At 74.5% G+C, this 14,800-nt stretch carries 13 protein-coding genes; 11 read left to right on the forward strand and 2 right to left on the reverse strand.

Going from position 1 to position 14,800, the window contains the following annotated elements:
* The first annotated feature begins 514 nt into the window (after window positions 1–514).
* The 5 genes from EDF20_RS13520 (at window position 515) to EDF20_RS13540 (ending at window position 7,087) form a co-directional block, all read left to right on the forward strand.
* Window positions 515–1,333: an SDR family oxidoreductase gene (locus EDF20_RS13520; protein WP_133739019.1), complete on the forward strand. Its 819-nt coding sequence runs from the start codon at window positions 515–517 to the stop codon at window positions 1,331–1,333.
* A 206-nt stretch (window positions 1,334–1,539) separates the two neighbouring features.
* Window positions 1,540–4,485, forward strand: coding sequence for an Ig-like domain repeat protein (locus tag EDF20_RS13525; RefSeq protein WP_133739020.1), 2,946 nt, complete (start codon window positions 1,540–1,542; stop codon window positions 4,483–4,485).
* 147 nt (window positions 4,486–4,632) lie between these two features.
* Window positions 4,633–5,328: a DUF2071 domain-containing protein gene (locus tag EDF20_RS13530; RefSeq protein ID WP_133739021.1), complete on the forward strand. Its 696-nt coding sequence runs from the start codon at window positions 4,633–4,635 to the stop codon at window positions 5,326–5,328.
* A 104-nt stretch (window positions 5,329–5,432) separates the two neighbouring features.
* Window positions 5,433–6,470 carry an SDR family NAD(P)-dependent oxidoreductase gene (locus EDF20_RS13535; protein ID WP_133739022.1) on the forward strand — a complete coding sequence of 346 codons (1,038 nt, stop codon included), beginning with the start codon at window positions 5,433–5,435 and terminating at the stop codon, window positions 6,468–6,470.
* A 23-nt stretch (window positions 6,471–6,493) separates the two neighbouring features.
* Window positions 6,494–7,087, forward strand: a complete 594-nt coding sequence (locus EDF20_RS13540; RefSeq protein ID WP_133739023.1) for a TetR/AcrR family transcriptional regulator — start codon at window positions 6,494–6,496, stop codon at window positions 7,085–7,087.
* 23 nt (window positions 7,088–7,110) lie between these two features.
* On the opposite strand, the gene EDF20_RS13545 is transcribed toward EDF20_RS13540, so the two are convergent.
* Window positions 7,111–7,395: a hypothetical protein gene (locus tag EDF20_RS13545; RefSeq protein WP_123546973.1), complete on the reverse strand. Its 285-nt coding sequence runs from the start codon at window positions 7,393–7,395 to the stop codon at window positions 7,111–7,113.
* Window positions 7,396–7,502: 107 nt separating this feature from the next.
* Window positions 7,503–9,698 carry an alpha-galactosidase gene (locus EDF20_RS13550; RefSeq protein WP_133739024.1) on the reverse strand — a complete coding sequence of 732 codons (2,196 nt, stop codon included), beginning with the start codon at window positions 9,696–9,698 and terminating at the stop codon, window positions 7,503–7,505.
* 126 nt (window positions 9,699–9,824) lie between these two features.
* Between EDF20_RS13550 and EDF20_RS13555 the strand changes: the two genes are divergently transcribed.
* The 6 genes from EDF20_RS13555 (at window position 9,825) to EDF20_RS13580 (ending at window position 14,783) form a co-directional block, all read left to right on the forward strand.
* Window positions 9,825–11,003: an ROK family protein gene (locus EDF20_RS13555; RefSeq protein ID WP_166644831.1), complete on the forward strand. Its 1,179-nt coding sequence runs from the start codon at window positions 9,825–9,827 to the stop codon at window positions 11,001–11,003.
* 79 nt (window positions 11,004–11,082) lie between these two features.
* Window positions 11,083–11,664 carry a winged helix-turn-helix domain-containing protein gene (locus EDF20_RS13560; RefSeq protein WP_208292658.1) on the forward strand — a complete coding sequence of 194 codons (582 nt, stop codon included), beginning with the start codon at window positions 11,083–11,085 and terminating at the stop codon, window positions 11,662–11,664.
* The gene (locus EDF20_RS13565) at window positions 11,661–12,791 is read left to right on the forward strand and encodes a serine hydrolase domain-containing protein (protein WP_166644832.1); all 1,131 of its coding nucleotides are present in this window, start codon (window positions 11,661–11,663) and stop codon (window positions 12,789–12,791) included. Before EDF20_RS13560 ends, EDF20_RS13565 begins: the two co-directional genes overlap by 4 nt.
* Window positions 12,788–13,153, forward strand: a complete 366-nt coding sequence (locus EDF20_RS13570; RefSeq protein WP_133739027.1) for a hypothetical protein — start codon at window positions 12,788–12,790, stop codon at window positions 13,151–13,153. The genes EDF20_RS13565 and EDF20_RS13570 overlap by 4 nt, the downstream gene beginning before the upstream one ends.
* Window positions 13,154–13,299: 146 nt before the next feature.
* Window positions 13,300–13,515, forward strand: coding sequence for a helix-turn-helix domain-containing protein (locus tag EDF20_RS13575; protein ID WP_123547354.1), 216 nt, complete (start codon window positions 13,300–13,302; stop codon window positions 13,513–13,515).
* On the forward strand, window positions 13,509–14,783 hold the full coding sequence (locus EDF20_RS13580; protein ID WP_133739028.1) for a HipA domain-containing protein: 1,275 nt from the start codon (window positions 13,509–13,511) through the stop codon (window positions 14,781–14,783). The genes EDF20_RS13575 and EDF20_RS13580 overlap by 7 nt, the downstream gene beginning before the upstream one ends.
* Window positions 14,784–14,800 lie beyond the last annotated feature (17 nt).

Consider the following 14,800-nt stretch of genomic DNA (forward strand, 5'->3'; position numbering starts at 1 on the left):
CGCCTACGTATTGCTGGTCTCCGTCGCGGACAAGGCCACTGCCCTGAACGAGCACGTGCACCACGGCCGCCCTCGCGGCAGACACGCTCACGCCAGGGGCGGAGCGGTCTCGCCCGCCGGGACGCCCGCCGGCCGAGCCCCGGCGCTGACGGGAGCGGTCTCGTGATCGAGCGCGGCGACACGAAGCACGACCCCGAGCAGGACGAGCAGCTGCGGCACGAGCCGCCGATGAACACTCCGTCGAAGGGCGACCCCACCAACTCCTCCCAGCCGAGATGACCGGTGCCCGCCGGGGGCTCGCGCCGCCGGGGACCTGGCCCTGGTCGTCGTGCTCTGGTCGCAGCGGGCCCGTCGGCGGCGGGCGCGCGGTGCGCTGTCTGCCGAGCAGTCGTCGTCCAGGACGACAGATGTAGCGTAGAAGGCGTCCCGGGAGGGCGTGCCGCGTCTTCCCGGGACCAGGACTCGCCGCGCACCCGAGCTCCGAGCCCTTCATCGTCGAAGTCAGGAGAGCACCATGACCACCACGCCCGCACCTGCCCCCACGCCCGCCGTCGACCGCTTCGCCGACAAGGTCGTCCTCGTCACCGGCGGGGGATCCGGCCTCGGCCGTGGCGCCGCCGTCCGCCTGGCCGCGGAGGGCGCCTCCCTCGCCCTCGTCGACGTCAGCGAGAAGGGCCTCGCCGACAGCGTCGAGGCGATCCGCTCGTCGACGCCCGACGCCGAGGTGCTGACCGTCGTCGCCGACGTCTCGAAGGAGGCGGAGGTCGACTCCTACGTCGCGGCCACCCTCGAGCGCTTCTCGCGCATCGACGGCTTCTTCAACAACGCCGGCATCGAGGGCCGCCAGAACCTCACCGAGGACTTCACGGCCGACGAGTTCGACAAGGTCGTGGCGATCAACCTGCGCGGCGTGTTCCTCGGTCTCGAGAAGGTGCTCGCGGTGATGCGCCGACAGGGCTCGGGCATGGTCGTCAACACGGCGAGCGTCGGCGGGATCCGCGGCGTCGGCAACCAGTCCGGCTACGCGGCGGCCAAGCACGGCGTCGTCGGCCTGACCCGCAACTCGGCCGTCGAGTACGGCCGGTTCGGCATCCGCATCAACGCGATCGCCCCCGGTGCCATCTGGACGCCGATGGTCGAGGCCTCCATGAAGCAGATCAGCGCCGACGACCCCCGCGGCGCCGCAGAGCAGTTCATCCAGGGCAACCCCACGAAGCGCTACGGCGAGGCCCCCGAGATCGCGTCGGTCGTCGCGTTCCTCCTCTCGGACGACGCCTCCTACGTCAACGCGGCCGTCGTGCCGATCGACGGCGGGCAGTCCGCGGCGTACTGACGCCCAGGGGAACGGAGCGCGGGCACGGGGCACGGGGCGCACCCGAGGAGTCGGCGCATCCTCCTCCTGGGCGACGAGGCAGGACGCCCCCAGTTGTGGTCAGAACGACCGTCCTGAGTGATCCTCGCCAGTATCGTCGGCTCGACACTCGTGGTCACCGTGGCGGCGCTGGGCCGCCACGGTCCTCTCCTCACCAAAGGTCCCCTGTGCCCCGAACGCCCCGCGTCGCACTGCCGTCGCGCCCGCTCCGCTCCTCCGCCTCACCCTCCACCCGATCCGCTCGCCGCACCTGCGTCGCCCGTCTCGCCACCGCCGCGGTCGCGGTCGTGGCCGTCGCCGCCCTGGGCCTGACCGGCACGGGCACCGCGCTGGCGGCGGACGCTCCGGCCGCCCCGGCGCAGACGACCTTCGTCGACGAGGGCTTCACGGGCACGACCGCCGGTTCCGGCTACGTGCTGCCCACCTCGCCGTCGGGCACGAACTCCGCGTGCCTCACCGGCAAGTCGACCCGATCGACCTCGACGGACGACTCGCTGCCCGGCTGCGTCACGCCCCTCGACGCCGTCGGCCAGGGCGCGCTCCGTCTCACGAGCGCCGAGCTGAACCGCACGGGCGGCGTCGGCGCCCGTCAGTCGGTCCCGATCACCAAGGGCATCGACGCGATCTTCGACAGCTACCAGTACAACGGCACAGCCGACGGCACGGGCACCACCGCCGACGGCATCGTGTTCTACCTCGCGGCGACCGACCCCTACGCCCCGGCCGTTCCCCAGCAGATCGGCCAGCTCGGCGGATCGCTCGGCTACAGCGGGACGCGCTCGGGCTCGGGCCTCGCCAACGCCTACCTCGGCATCGGCCTCGACCGCTACGGCAACTTCGTCGCCCCCGACTTCCAGGGCACCGGCTGCTCGACGCCCTCGCCGCAGCGGGTCCGGACCCCGGACAGCGTGACCGTGCGCGGCCCCGGCAACGGGACGACCGGCTACTGCGTCGTCTCGTCCGCGAAGCTGCAGAGCGGCTCGCTCAGCAAGGCCGGCGTGACCGACCGGAACCAGGCCAAGGTGCCCGTCGAGATCCTGATCAACCCGACCGCCCAGCCCCTCACGGGCAGCCGCGCCACGGACGTGACAGTCGCGCCCGGCCAGTACTCCGTCGTCTTCACCCCGATCGGAGGCGCCCGCCAGGTCCTCACCGGCGACCTGCCGAAGCTCGGCGCGTCGAACGTCGCGGGCATCCCCTCCTCCTGGATCGACCAGGCCACCGGGTTCCCCTACAAGCTCACCTACGGCTGGGTCGCCGGCACCGGCGGCGCCTCCGACGTCCACGAGGTCAACTACCTGAAGGCGCAGACCCTGGCCGGTCCCGTGCCCGTCCTGTCGGCGACTGCCGCCGACGTCACGATCGCCCGCGGGACGCAGGGCGTGCACGCCGTGACCCCGACGGTCTCGGCGCAGGGCGGCAGCGAGTCGCAGCCGATCCGCACGACGACCACGTTCCCCGTCGGCGTGACCCCCGCCTCCTCGTTCGACCCCGGCGACGGCTGGACCTGCGACGTCGCGGGCCAGGAGGTCGTCTGCGAGTTCGTGCCCACGACGGAGCTGGCGCCCGGCACGACCCTCCCGACCGTGCGCGTGCCGGTCACCACGTCGGGGACGGCACGTGACCACAGCGTCTCGACCGTCGTCGCCTCGCGCGACGCCGAGGCCCGCACGGTCACCTCCGTCGTGACCGTGCCGGTGCAGGCCGTCGTCGGCACGTCCTCCGACGTCGCGGCCCAGCGCGGTGTCGAGACGACGCTCCGCGCGACGTTCTCGTCGACCTCGGCCGGCGCGACGACGCCTTCCGGCCTCGCCGTGTTCCGCGACGCCGAGACCGGTGTCGAGCTGTGCTCGGCGAAGCTCGACGGCACCGGCGCCGCCGCGTGCTCGACCACGCCGGCCGAGGTGGGGACGCGCGGCGTCGTCGTCTCGTACGCCGGGAACTCCGACCACGCCGCGGCGTCGACCACCTTCGACCTGGTCGTCGCCCGGAGCACCACCGCGACGGCCCTCGCGGAGCCCGCGCAGGAGGCGCGTCACGGCGTCCCGACGACGCTGACGGCCACGGACCTGCCTGCCGACGCGACCGGTACGGTCGACTTCGTCACGGCGGACGGCACCGTGCTCTGCACGGCGACCCTCCCGGCGACGTCGTGCGCCGCCCCGGCCGACCTGGCCGCGGGCGAGCACCAGGTGTCGGCCCGCTACTCGGGCGACGGCGACCACGAGGGCTCGACCTCGGCGCCCCGCGGCCTCCGCGTGGCCAAGGGGACGGCCGTGATCGGCGCGCCCTCGACGGGCAGCGGCACCGGCGACGGCACGGGCGACGGCACCGGCGACGGCGACGGCCCTGACGAGGCCGACACGACCGTCGAGGTCGTGCACGGGCAGCCGGCGGTCCTCGACTCCGAGGGCGTCCCCGCCGGGGCGACCGGGACCATCGCCTACACGATGTCCGACGGCACCGTCCTCTGCACCGCGACGCTGCCCGACACCTCCTGCACCGTGCCCGCCGGGCTCCGCGGCGGCACCCACGTGGTCCGCGCGGTGTACAGCGGCGACGCGAACTACGACCCTGCCGAGGGCGAGCCGTTCGACCTGGTCGTCGCCCCCGAGCCGACGTCGCCGACGGTCGGCACGTCCGGGGCAGGCGCCGTCGCCGGCAGCCCGGTGCGCCTCGTGGTGTCCGGCCTGCCCCGGGGCGCCACCGGCACGGTCGTGTTCCGCGAGGGCGACACCGTGCTCTGCACCGTGGTCCTGCCCGCCGACGGCTGCGAGGTGACCGGTCTCGCCGCCGGCACCCGCTCGATCACGGCCGACTACAGCGGCGACGCCGACTTCGCCGCCTCGAGCGTCACGAACGCGGTCGTCGTCGCGGCCGCTCCGGTGCCCGCCGCGCCCGCTGCGGGACAGGCAGGGGCACCGTCCGCGCCCGCCGCCTCCTCGTCGGACGCTGCCGGCAGCTCGGCCGCAGCGGCGGCCTCGGCACTCGCCTTCACCGGCAGCTCGGTCGTGACGACGCTGGCGCTCTCGCTCGGCGCGGCGCTGCTGCTGGCCGGCCTCGTGCTGGTGCTGGCTCGCCGCCTCCGTCGCCAGGGGTCGTCGCAGGGTTGAGCCTCCGCGGCCGCGGGGGCAGGTCGAGCCCGAGACGGGCGAGTTCGCCGGTCTCGGGCTGTCGCGGTCGCCCGGCCGCGACGGACCCGCCCGTCTGCGGCACGCGGCACGCGGCACGCGGCACGCGGCGGGGCGTAGAACGGAGCCGTGTCCGCCGCCCCGCCGCTCCCGCACCGACCCGTCACGCAGCACGACTGGCGGGAGGTGGTCGGCCTGCACTGGCGGGTCGAGCCCGACCGCGTCGCCCCGCTCGTGCCGCTCGGCACCCGCCCCGACGAGCACGACGGCGCGGCCTGGGCCAGCCTCGTCGCCTACCGCTTCGTCGACAGCACCGTGCCGCCCCTGCCGAGGCTCGGCCGCCTCGGCACGATGACCGAGATCGTGGTGCAGCTGGCGACGGTCGACGACACCGGCAGGCAGGGCGTCGCCTACCGGTCGATCGACACCCAGCACCTCCCGGCCGTGCTCGCCGCGCGCACCATCGGCCTGCCCTACGTCTGGGCCAGGGCCGGGTCCCGCGTGCGGCCGGACGACGTCGCCCACCGCACACAGCGGCATCGAGGAGGCGCGGGCAGCCTCGTCCGCGTCGTCCCCGGCCACGAGGTGGTCGCGCCCGACCCGGCCCTCGAGTTCCTGACGGAGCGCTGGGGCGTGCACGCCCCCTCCTTCGGCCGGGCCCGCTGGTGGCGGAGGGCCCACGAGCCCTGGCCCCTGCGGACCGCGACGGTGACCCGCCTCGACGACGAGCTGCTCGCGGCAGCCGGCCTGCCCGGCCTCGTCGACCGCGAGCCCGACCTGACGACGTGGTCGCCCGGCGTCGTCGTCCGGTACTCGCGCGGCTGACCCCTCGCGCGGCTGACCCCTCGCGCGGCTGACGCTCAGCCTCCGCCCCTACGCTCGCCGAATCGAGACGATCGGTCTCGTTGCACGCGAGGAAGCGAGACACCATGACCACGAACGACCGCCCGCTGACCGGCTCCACCTCCATCGGCGACTGGCTCGACCACCCCGAGGGCGGCGCCCTCGTCCGTGAGGTGCTCGGGCAGGGAGGCGCGTTCGACGAGTCGTCGCTCGCTCCCGTGCGCGGCCTGCCGCTGCAGCAGCTCGTCGCGCTGAGCCAGGGCCAGCTGCCGCAGGCCCTCGTCGACGACCTCGTCCTCCGGGCCAACGGCGGCGTGGTCCCCGAGGAGGCGGCGGGCGGCGACGACACCGGCCCCTGGCGCGAGAAGGCCACGCCGGGCCGGTTCACGGGCAAGACCGTCGTCGTGACCGGCGCGGCCTCCGGGATCGGCCGGGCGACCGCCTCCCGCGTGGCCCGCGAGGGCGGCCGCGTCGTCGCCGTCGACCTGTTCGCCGACAAGCTCGAGGTGCTCGTCGCCGACCTGCCCGACATCGACGTCGCCCTCGTGACCGTCGCCGGCGACATCACGTCGCAGGAGGACGTCGACCGCATCGTCGCCGCCGCCGACGGCCGCATCGACGCCCTCGCCAACATCGCGGGCATCAACGACGACTTCTCGCCGCTGCACGAGACGAGCGACGCCATGTGGGACAAGGTCATCGCCGTCAACCTCACCGGCGCGTTCAAGCTCTCGCGGGCGGTGCTGCCGCTCATGCAGGAGGCGGGCCGCGGCTCGGTCGTCAACGTCGCCTCCGAGGCGGGGCTGCGCGGCAACGCCTCGGGCAACGCCTACACGGTGTCGAAGCACGGCGTGGTCGGCCTGACCAAGTCGGCCGCGTTCATGTACGCGGGCCAGGGCATCCGGGTCAACGCGGTGGCGCCCGGCGGCGTCGCGACGGGCATCCCGTTCCCCGCGACCGTGTCCGAGGTCGGGTCCGCCAGGCTGCGGCCGTTCCAGGCGGCGATCCCGAGCATCGCGACCGCCGAGGAGCTGGCGGCGTCGATCACGTTCCTGCTGAGCGACGACGCGGTCAACATCAACGGCGCGATCCTCGCGAGCGACGGCGGCTGGTCGGTGCAGTAGCGGCGATCCACCAAGCTGGAGCCATGACCACGACACGGCCCGGTCGCGCCCGCAGCGAAGAGGCACGCCTCGCGATCCTGCTGGCGACCCGCGACGAGCTCGCCGAGCGCGGCTACGACAAGCTCTCGCTCGACCGGGTCGCGGTCGCGGCCGGCGTCGGCAAGCAGACCATCTACCGTTGGTGGTCGTCCAAGGCGGCGCTCGTGGCCGAGGGGGTGCTCGAGGGGCACCTGATGCCCGGTCTCGCGGTGCCGAGCACGGAGACCGACAGCGACGACGTCTGGGCCGACGTCGCGGGGTGGCTGCGTGACTTCGGCCGGGCGCTCGCGACGCCGTCGACCGCCGCCCTGCTGCGGGCGACGTCGGCGGCCACGGCCGAGGACGACGAGGTGGCGGCACGCTACGACGAGCAGCTCACGACGGTGACGAGGGTGGCCCTGGAGGCGCGGTTCGACTGTGCCGTCGAGTCCGGCCAGGTGCGTGGCGACGCCCCGACCGCGACGGCGGTCGAGGCGTTGGTGGGCCTGCTCAGCTACCACATCGTGACGAGGCGGCAGTTGACGGAGGAGTCGATCGACGGCGTCGTCCGACTCCTCCGGGACGGCGTCGGCGCCTGAGGGCGCGCCCGGCCGACAGCGGACTAGTGCTTGGGCGGGCCCGGCTTGGGGTGCCCGGGGATCGAGTCGCCCGAGAGGTTCAGGTCGGCGGGGTCGACCTCGACCGTGCCGACGTCGTCCGGGCCGCCGGTGCCGGGCAGGGTCGTGATCGCGTCCTCGTCGATGTCGTCGTCGACGGCGGGGGAGTCCGACACGGACGTCGACTGCATCTCGTCGATCGTCTCGTCGCTGCGCGGGCTGTCGAACGTGGGGTCGTCGGTGTCCGTGGTCGCCTCGGAGGGCCGCTTGCTGTGATCGTCGTTGGTCATGGGCGCGAGCGTACGCCGTGTCCCGAGGGGCGACACCCAGGTCGCAGGAGGCGGTGCGCACGTCCCGGGGGCCGGCCGCCGCCTCCTGCAGGGCCGGCCCGTGCCTCCTACAGGGCGGTCGCGCGCAGCAGCAGCAGCTGCTCGGGGTGCAGGGCAGGCAGCTGCAGCCCCTGCTCGGCGAGCACGCCGCCCGACAGCACGACGCCCCCGTCCACGACCCACGGCGGCGGCGAGTCGGACCGCGTGCGCGGCACGTCGCCGGGCGCCTGCAGCTGGACGCGGTACCGCCGTGCCGGGTCGAGCCCGGGCAGCGGCACGGACCCCGTCGCCGAGGTCAGCGGCGTCGTCAGCTGGACGAAGGCGAAGAGGGCGTCCGACCCGTCCTGCGACACGACGCCGTGCAGCAGCGACGACTCGTCGACGGGGTCGGCGCGCACGACGCGACCGGTGTGCACGAGCGGTCGCACCTCCTTGTAGAGGTCGACCCAGCGGGAGAGCTCGGCTCGCTCGTCGGCGGAGGCGCGGGAGACGTCCCACTCGACGCCGAAGTGGCCGAACAGCGCGGTGCCGGCGCGGAACGCGAGGGTGTGCGTGCGGCCCGTCGAGTGCGAGTGCGGCGAGCCGACGTGCGAGCCGACGATCTCGCCGGGCAGCAGCTGCGAGGTCCAGCGCTGGATCTGCTGGCGCTCGAGCGGGTCGATGTTGTCGCTGGCCCAGACCCGGTCGGTGCGCTCGAGCACGCCGAGGTCGGCTCGGGCCCCTCCGGACGAGCACGACTCGATCTCGACGGCCGGGAACCGCCCGCGCAGCTCGTCGAGCAGGCGGTAGAGGGCGAGGGTCTGCTCGTGCACGCCCGGCGTGCCGGTGGGGGAGTGGCCGGCCTCGAGCAGGTCGCGGTTGTGGTCCCACTTGACGTACGCGACGTCGTGCGAGCCGAGCAGGTCGGTGAGCCGCTCGAGCAGGTACGCGTACGCCTCGGGGTGCCCGAGGTCGAGCACCTGCTGGCTGCGCCCGGTCATGGGGAGCCGGCCGGCCGGCGCGAGCATCCACTCGGGGTGCGCGCGGGCCAGGTCGCTGTCGGGGTTGACCATCTCGGGCTCGACCCAGATGCCGAAGTCGAGGCCGAGCTCGCGGACGGCGCCGATCAGCGGCTCGAGGCCGTCGGGCCAGACCGTCTCGTCGACGAACCAGTCGCCGAGGCCGGCCGTGTCGTCGCGCCGCCCGCGGAACCAGCCGTCGTCGAGCACGAACCGCTCGGCGCCGACCTCGGCGGCCGCGCGGGCGAGCTCGACGAGCCGGTCGAGGTCGTGGTCGAAGTAGACGGCCTCCCAGGTGTTGAGGACGACGGGCCGGGGCGACGAGGGGTGCCCGGGGCGCGACCGGAGGTGCTCGTGGAACCGCGCCGCGGCGGCGTCGAGGCCTCGCCCCCAGGAGGCGTAGACCCACGGCCCCTGGTACGTCTCGCCGGCTGCGAGCCGCACCTCGCCGGGCAGCAGCAGCTCGCCGCCGCCGATCACGCTCGTGCCGCTCGCCATGCGCTCGGCGTACTCGCGGTGGTCGCCGCTCCACGCGACGTGCAGGGTCCACACCTCCCCGGACGAGAAGCCGAAGCCGGGCGTGCCGGCGGCCAGCACCAAGGAGGCGTCGGCCCCGGTCCGTCCGCGCCGCGAGTCGCGCAGGTGCGCGCCCACGACGAACGGCAGCCGCTGCGGGGCGCGCTCGCGGCCCCACCGGCCGGCGAGGTCGAGCACCTCCTGGGCGCGCCGGGGCACGGGCAGGGCGATCTGCAGCGAGTCGACGACGAACTCGTCGCCGGAGGTGCGGATGACCGCGGCACGGCTGCGCAGCAGCCCGGACCCGAGCAGCTCGACGACGACGTCGACCGCGAGGCCCGACTGCTCGTCGACGCCGTGCACGGTGAGCACGCGGTCCGCGAGCGTCGTGGCCTGCGCCCGGAACAGCGGTGTCCAGGACGTCCCGGCGCTGTGCCCCTCGAGCCCGGGCTGGCCCCGCCAGCCTCCCGAGGCGAGCGGCAGCAGCTCGACGACCTCGGGCTCGTCGAGCTCGTTCGGCACGACGCCGGCGAGGCCGCCGCGGACGACGGCGTCGAGCTCGGCCGCGGACAGGTCGCCGAGGGCGGCGCCCCACCAGGCGACGACGGGCAGGCGGCCCGCGCCGAGGTCGAGGACGACGCTCACGCCGCCCGAGGTGAGGTGGACGACCGAAGGAGTCGCGTCAGCCGTGTGCCCCGCCGTCGCAGGGTCGGTCGTCTGGTCGGTCGTGGGGTCGGACGGCGTCGTCATCGTGCTCCTCTGGCGGGGTCGCGTGCTGCCGAGGGGGTCGACCTCGACGTTTATTTGTAGTGCGCAACGATGTAGTGGGTCAAGGACGGGGTCCCTCGTTACACTCTGAGCGTCGGAGGAGGCGCCGTGGACGACCCAGCCGAGCCGTTCAGCGTCACGAGGCCCGCACCGTTGCTGCCGCGCCGCGGCACCGGTCACCAGGTGGTCGTCGAGCTCTTGCTGCACGGCCCGCTGACCCGCGGCGAGCTGGGGCTCGCGCTCGGCCTCACCCCGGGGTCGGTCACCCGGGCCGTCCGGCCACTGCTCGACATCGGGGTGGCGACCGAGCTGGGCGCGGTGCTGGGCCCCGGGCTCGGGCGCCCCGTGACCCCGCTCGACCTGGTCCTCGACCGCGACGTGGTCGTCGGGGTCAAGATCACCGCCGCCCGCGTCTGGGGCGTGGTCGCCGGCCTGCGCGCCGAGGTGCTGCACGAGGCGTCGACGGAGCTCGCGTCGACGGATCCCGTCGTCGTGGCGGACGCCGTCGCCGACCTCGTGCGTGAGCTGCTCGTCCTGTGTCCGGACCGGGCCGTCCACGGCGTCGGGGTGAGCGTGGGCGGCCAGCTCGACGCCGCGGGCCGGGTCTCGGTCGCCCCGCTGCTCGGGTGGGTCGACGTCGATCTCGGCACCGCCCTCCGCCAGCGGCTGGACCATCCCGTCGTCGTCGACAACGACGTGGTGTCGCTCGTCCGCGCGGAGCGCTGGCTCGGGTCCGCGCGGGACCTCGACCGCTTCGCCCTGGTGACGATCGGTGCGGGCCTGGGCTACGCCCTGGTCGTCGGGGGAGAGATCCTCGACCTGCCGACGAGCGCGCGGAGCCCGATCGCCCACGTGCCGCTCGGCGTCGGCGACGGCGTCTGCGACGAGGGCCACCGGGGGTGCGCCTCCTCGGTGCTGGCCCTGGCGGCCGTGCTCGACCGGGCCGCCGAGGCCCTCGGGCGGGGCGGCGACGTCTCGCTCGACGACCTGCTGGCCGCGCACGCGTCCGGGCACGCCGGGGCGACCGCCGTCGTCGAGGAGGCGGCGGTGGCGCTGGGCGCGCTGCTCGCGCTCGTCGCCGACCTGGCCTGGCCGCGCGCGATCGTCGTCACGGGCGACGGGATCGGGCTGGCCCTGGCGGGCCGTGACGTCGTCGACGCAGCGATGCGGGCTCGTCGAGCCGCTGATGCCGAGCCCGTGGCGGTCGACCTGCAGGCGACCGGGTTCGCGCGGTGGGCGCGGGGCGCGGCCGTCGCGGCGGTCGAGACGTTCGTCGTCGGCCGCTGACCGCAAGGTCCTTCCGCTGCAAGACGCCCGGTTCTCCATATCTGCTGACTTTCTCCATAATTGTGGATAAGGTGGAGTGATGACGCCTACCGATCTTCTCCGCACGGAGCTCGACGAGCTGCGCGCGACCCTCGCCGGAGCCCTCGCACGCCTCGACGTGCTCGAGCAAGCGGCCGGTGCCGGTGCCGGTGCCGGTGCCGGTGCCGACGAGCCGGCGGACGCCTCCTCGGCTCCGGCTGTCGCGGGCTCCTCGGCCGACGTGTTCTGGGCGCTCGACGGCGTGAAGAAGCGCCTCGACCCGCCGGGAGGCATCGTCTTCGCGGGCTCCGTCGCGGTGCCCGCGGGCCCCGTCGACTGGCAGATCACGCTGACCACCGACGGGCTGCTCGCCGCCGACTGGGCGCAGGCCGCTCCGTCGCTCGCCGCGCTCGGCAACGCCACGCGGCTCGGCCTGCTGCAGGCGGTCGTGGGAGGCGCGGACACGGTCGCGCAGATCTCGGCCGAGGGAGGCCTCGGATCGACCGGGCAGTTGTACCACCACCTGGGTCAGCTGGTCGCGACGGGGTGGCTCGTGGCCGTGGGGCGGGGGCGGTACGCCGTGCCGGCCGAGCGGGTCGTGCCGCTGCTCGTCGTGCTCGGCGCCGCGGGGAGGACCTCGTGAGCGGGGCCGAGCGTCGCGCCGGCCGTGGCGGACGCCGCATCGTCGCCGCCGTGGTCGCGGGCGTCGTCACGCTCGGCCTGGGCGCCGCCGCGATCCCGCGCCCGCCGTCGCTCTCGGCCGAGACGACCGGCGACGAGGCGCTGATCCAGCGAGTCCGTGACGAGCTGCCCGCCGGCGCCTTCGACCGGCTCGCCGTCGCGGTCGTCGACGGCGACGAGGTCACCCGTGCCGAGTTCGGCACGGCCACGGGGCCGGGGGCCGACGAGTTCGAGATCGGGTCGGTGACGAAGACGGTCACCGCCTCCTTGTACGCGGTCGCCCAGCAGCGCGGCGAGGTGCAGCGCGAGAGCACGCTCGGCGAGCTCCTCGGGGTGACGGGCGACGCCTCCTCGATCACCCTCGAGGAGCTGGCGACGCAGCACAGCGGCCTGCCGCGGCTCCCCGCCGACCTGTCCTTCACGGGGAGGGTGCTGCTCGCGAACTTGTCGGGTGCCGACCCGTACACCGACGACGTCGCCGCACTCGTCGGGCAGGCCTCGCGGGCCGAGGTCGACGACGAGAAGCCGTACGGCTACTCCAACTTCGGGATGGCGCTGCTCGGGCAGGCGCTGGCCGCGGCGGCCGACACGCCCTGGGAGCAGCTCGTCGCCGAGCGCGTCGCCGAGCCTCTCGGCCTGGCCGACACGTACGCGCCGGGCGACCCGGACGGGCTCCGCGCGGACGCGCCCACCGGCTTCACGTCGAGCGGGCGGCACGCGGACGCCTGGACCATGCGGGCCTTCGGCCCCGCCGGCAGCGTCCGCTCGACCCTCGACGACATGGTCGCCTACACGGTGGCGCAGCGCGACGACCGGGCTCCGGGGGTGATCGCGACCGAGCCGCTCGTCGAGGCGGGCGGCGGCGGCGCCGAGATCGGCTGGGCGTGGATGACGACGCCGCACGACGGCGGCGGCGGCGACGAGGGCTCGGCGCCCGGGGGGACCTCGACCTGGCACAACGGGATGACGGGCGGCTACGCGAGCTTCGTCGGCTTCGACCGTGACTCCGACCGTGCGGTGGTCGTGCTGAGCAGCTCGGCCGTCAGCCTCGACGACCTCGCCTTCGCGCTGCTGGAGGAGGAGAAGTGAGCTGGATCCCGGCCGTCGTCGTCGGCGTGATCGCCCTGTTCACGACGGGCACGTTCGCGCTCTCGGTCTGGACGCAGAAGGAGGCGCGGCGCACCCGCAGCCGCGTCGACCTGCTGATCGCGGGGCTGAACTCGGTCGTGGTCCTGGTGGTGCTGCACCAGCTGCTGCCCTGGAGCTCGGTCCCGGTGGCGCTCTGGCTGCTGCCGGTGCTGCTCGTCGCGGCCGGCATGGTGGGCGCCGTGCTGCGCTGGCCGGGCCTGCCGTGGCTGCGGCCCGACCGGTCGGGCCGGCGGGTCCTGGTGGACGTCGTGCTGGAGGTCGTCGTCGCGGCTGCGGTCGTGGTGGTGCTGGTCGCCCTCTGAGGCGGTGCGTGTCGCCGTACGACGACATTGCACTCTGTCGCCGTACGGCGACATGGTAGTCTGTCGCCGTACGGCGACATCCCGTACTGTGGTCGTACGGCGACATGACTGCGCCGGCCATCAGCGGGAGGAACGCCGTGTACACGATGCGAGAGGCAGCTGCCGTGGTCCGCGAGCTCCGCGACGAGCGGGGATGGACGCAGGCTCAGCTGGCCGAGAGGGCACGTGTCTCACGCTCCTTCGTCGCGGACGTGGAGGCAGGCAAGGCGAGCGTCGAGGCGTCGAAGGTCTTCGACCTCTGGCAGGCGCTCGGCTTCGAGGTCGCCCTGCGAGCTCGCGACACCGGCGACGTCCGATGGTGACTGAGCTGGCAGTCCACCTCGATGGACAGCTCTGCGGCGTGGTGACCCAGTCCGCCGGAGGCGACGTGACGTTCCGCTACGACGAGCCCTGGCGCCGGTCGCCGTCGCCGACGCCGCTCTCGTTGTCGATGCCCCTCGCGGCGGCGACGCACAGGAAGCGTGTCGTGCTGCCGTTCCTCCGGGGGCTGCTCACCGACAACGCGGAGGCGCTCGAGGCCACCGCCAGGCGGTTCGGGGTCTCCCGGGCGAATCCGGTCGCCTTGCTCGAGCGCGTCGGGGCGGACGTCGCAGGGTCGGTCCAGATCACGGGGCCCGGGTCGTCGCCCGAGGACGCGACGGGGTCGCGTGACCTCGTCACGCCCGTCTCCGACGCCGCGGTCGGCACGATGCTCCGCCATGCCGTGTCGGAGTACGCGGAAGGGGTGCCGTGGTCCGACGCCGTCGGCCGGTTCAGCCTCGCCGGTGCACAGCCCAAGATCGCCCTGCACCGTCTCGACGACGGCTGGGGGACGCCGCGGGAGGCGACCCCGACGACGCACATCCTCAAGCCGGTCGCCGGTGCGGCGCGTCGCATCGACGTGGTCGAGCAGCTCACCATGCGCGCGGCGCACCACCTGGGCAACGACGTGGCGGAGTCGGAGCTCGTCGAGATCGACGGTCTCGACGTGTACGTCACGCGGCGCTACGACCGCGAGCTCGTCGAGGGCACGTGGCGTCGGCTGCACCAGGAGGATCCCTGCCAGGCGCTCGCGGTCTCCCCGGACAAGAAGTACCAGCACCGCGACGGAGGGCCCGGGCTGGCTGCCGTCGCGGGACTCGCCCGGTCCCTGCCCCGAGAGGCAGACCGGCGCGAGCTCGCCGCGACGTTCTATCGGGCCGTCGTGTTCAACGTCGTCGCCGGGTGCACCGACGCCCACGCGAAGAACTACTCGGTGCTGCTCGACGGTGACCACGTGTCCCTGGCCCCGCTCTACGACCTCGTCACCTACGCGCCCTACTGGGACCGCGTCTCCCGCATCGACAGCGCCATGCACGTGGGCGGCGAGTACTCGTTGGCGCGCATCGGGGCAGGAGATCTCGTCGACGCGGGCCGGTCCTTCGGGCTCGGGCGCGAGGAAGCCACGGAGGTCGTCGAGGGCGTCCGGCGCGGGCTCGTCGCGGCCTTCGAGCAGGCCGTCGACGGGCTGCGCGAGGACGTGCGTCTCTCGTCGGGCATCGTCGACGACGTGATGGCCGGCGTCCGCGCCCTGCCGCTCGTCCACGGCTGACCTGCAGGCGCGCGGCC

The sequence above is a fragment of the Frigoribacterium sp. PhB116 genome, assembly GCF_004364285.1.
GTDB lineage: Bacteria > Actinomycetota > Actinomycetes > Actinomycetales > Microbacteriaceae > Frigoribacterium.

Excerpts from the sequence above, each read along its gene's own strand:
- EDF20_RS13575 (WP_123547354.1), top strand. The coding sequence starts at position 13,300 with ATGCGAGAGGCAGCTGCCGTGGTCCGCGAGCTCCGCGACGAGCGGGGA.
- EDF20_RS13580 (WP_133739028.1), top strand. The coding sequence starts at position 13,509 with ATGGTGACTGAGCTGGCAGTCCACCTCGATGGACAGCTCTGCGGCGTG.
- EDF20_RS13520 (WP_133739019.1), top strand. The coding sequence starts at position 515 with ATGACCACCACGCCCGCACCTGCCCCCACGCCCGCCGTCGACCGCTTC.
- EDF20_RS13535 (WP_133739022.1), top strand. The coding sequence starts at position 5,433 with ATGACCACGAACGACCGCCCGCTGACCGGCTCCACCTCCATCGGCGAC.
- EDF20_RS13545 (WP_123546973.1), bottom strand. The coding sequence starts at position 7,395 with ATGACCAACGACGATCACAGCAAGCGGCCCTCCGAGGCGACCACGGAC.
- EDF20_RS13540 (WP_133739023.1), top strand. The coding sequence starts at position 6,494 with ATGACCACGACACGGCCCGGTCGCGCCCGCAGCGAAGAGGCACGCCTC.
- EDF20_RS13550 (WP_133739024.1), bottom strand. The coding sequence starts at position 9,698 with ATGACGACGCCGTCCGACCCCACGACCGACCAGACGACCGACCCTGCG.
- EDF20_RS13560 (WP_208292658.1), top strand. The coding sequence starts at position 11,083 with ATGACGCCTACCGATCTTCTCCGCACGGAGCTCGACGAGCTGCGCGCG.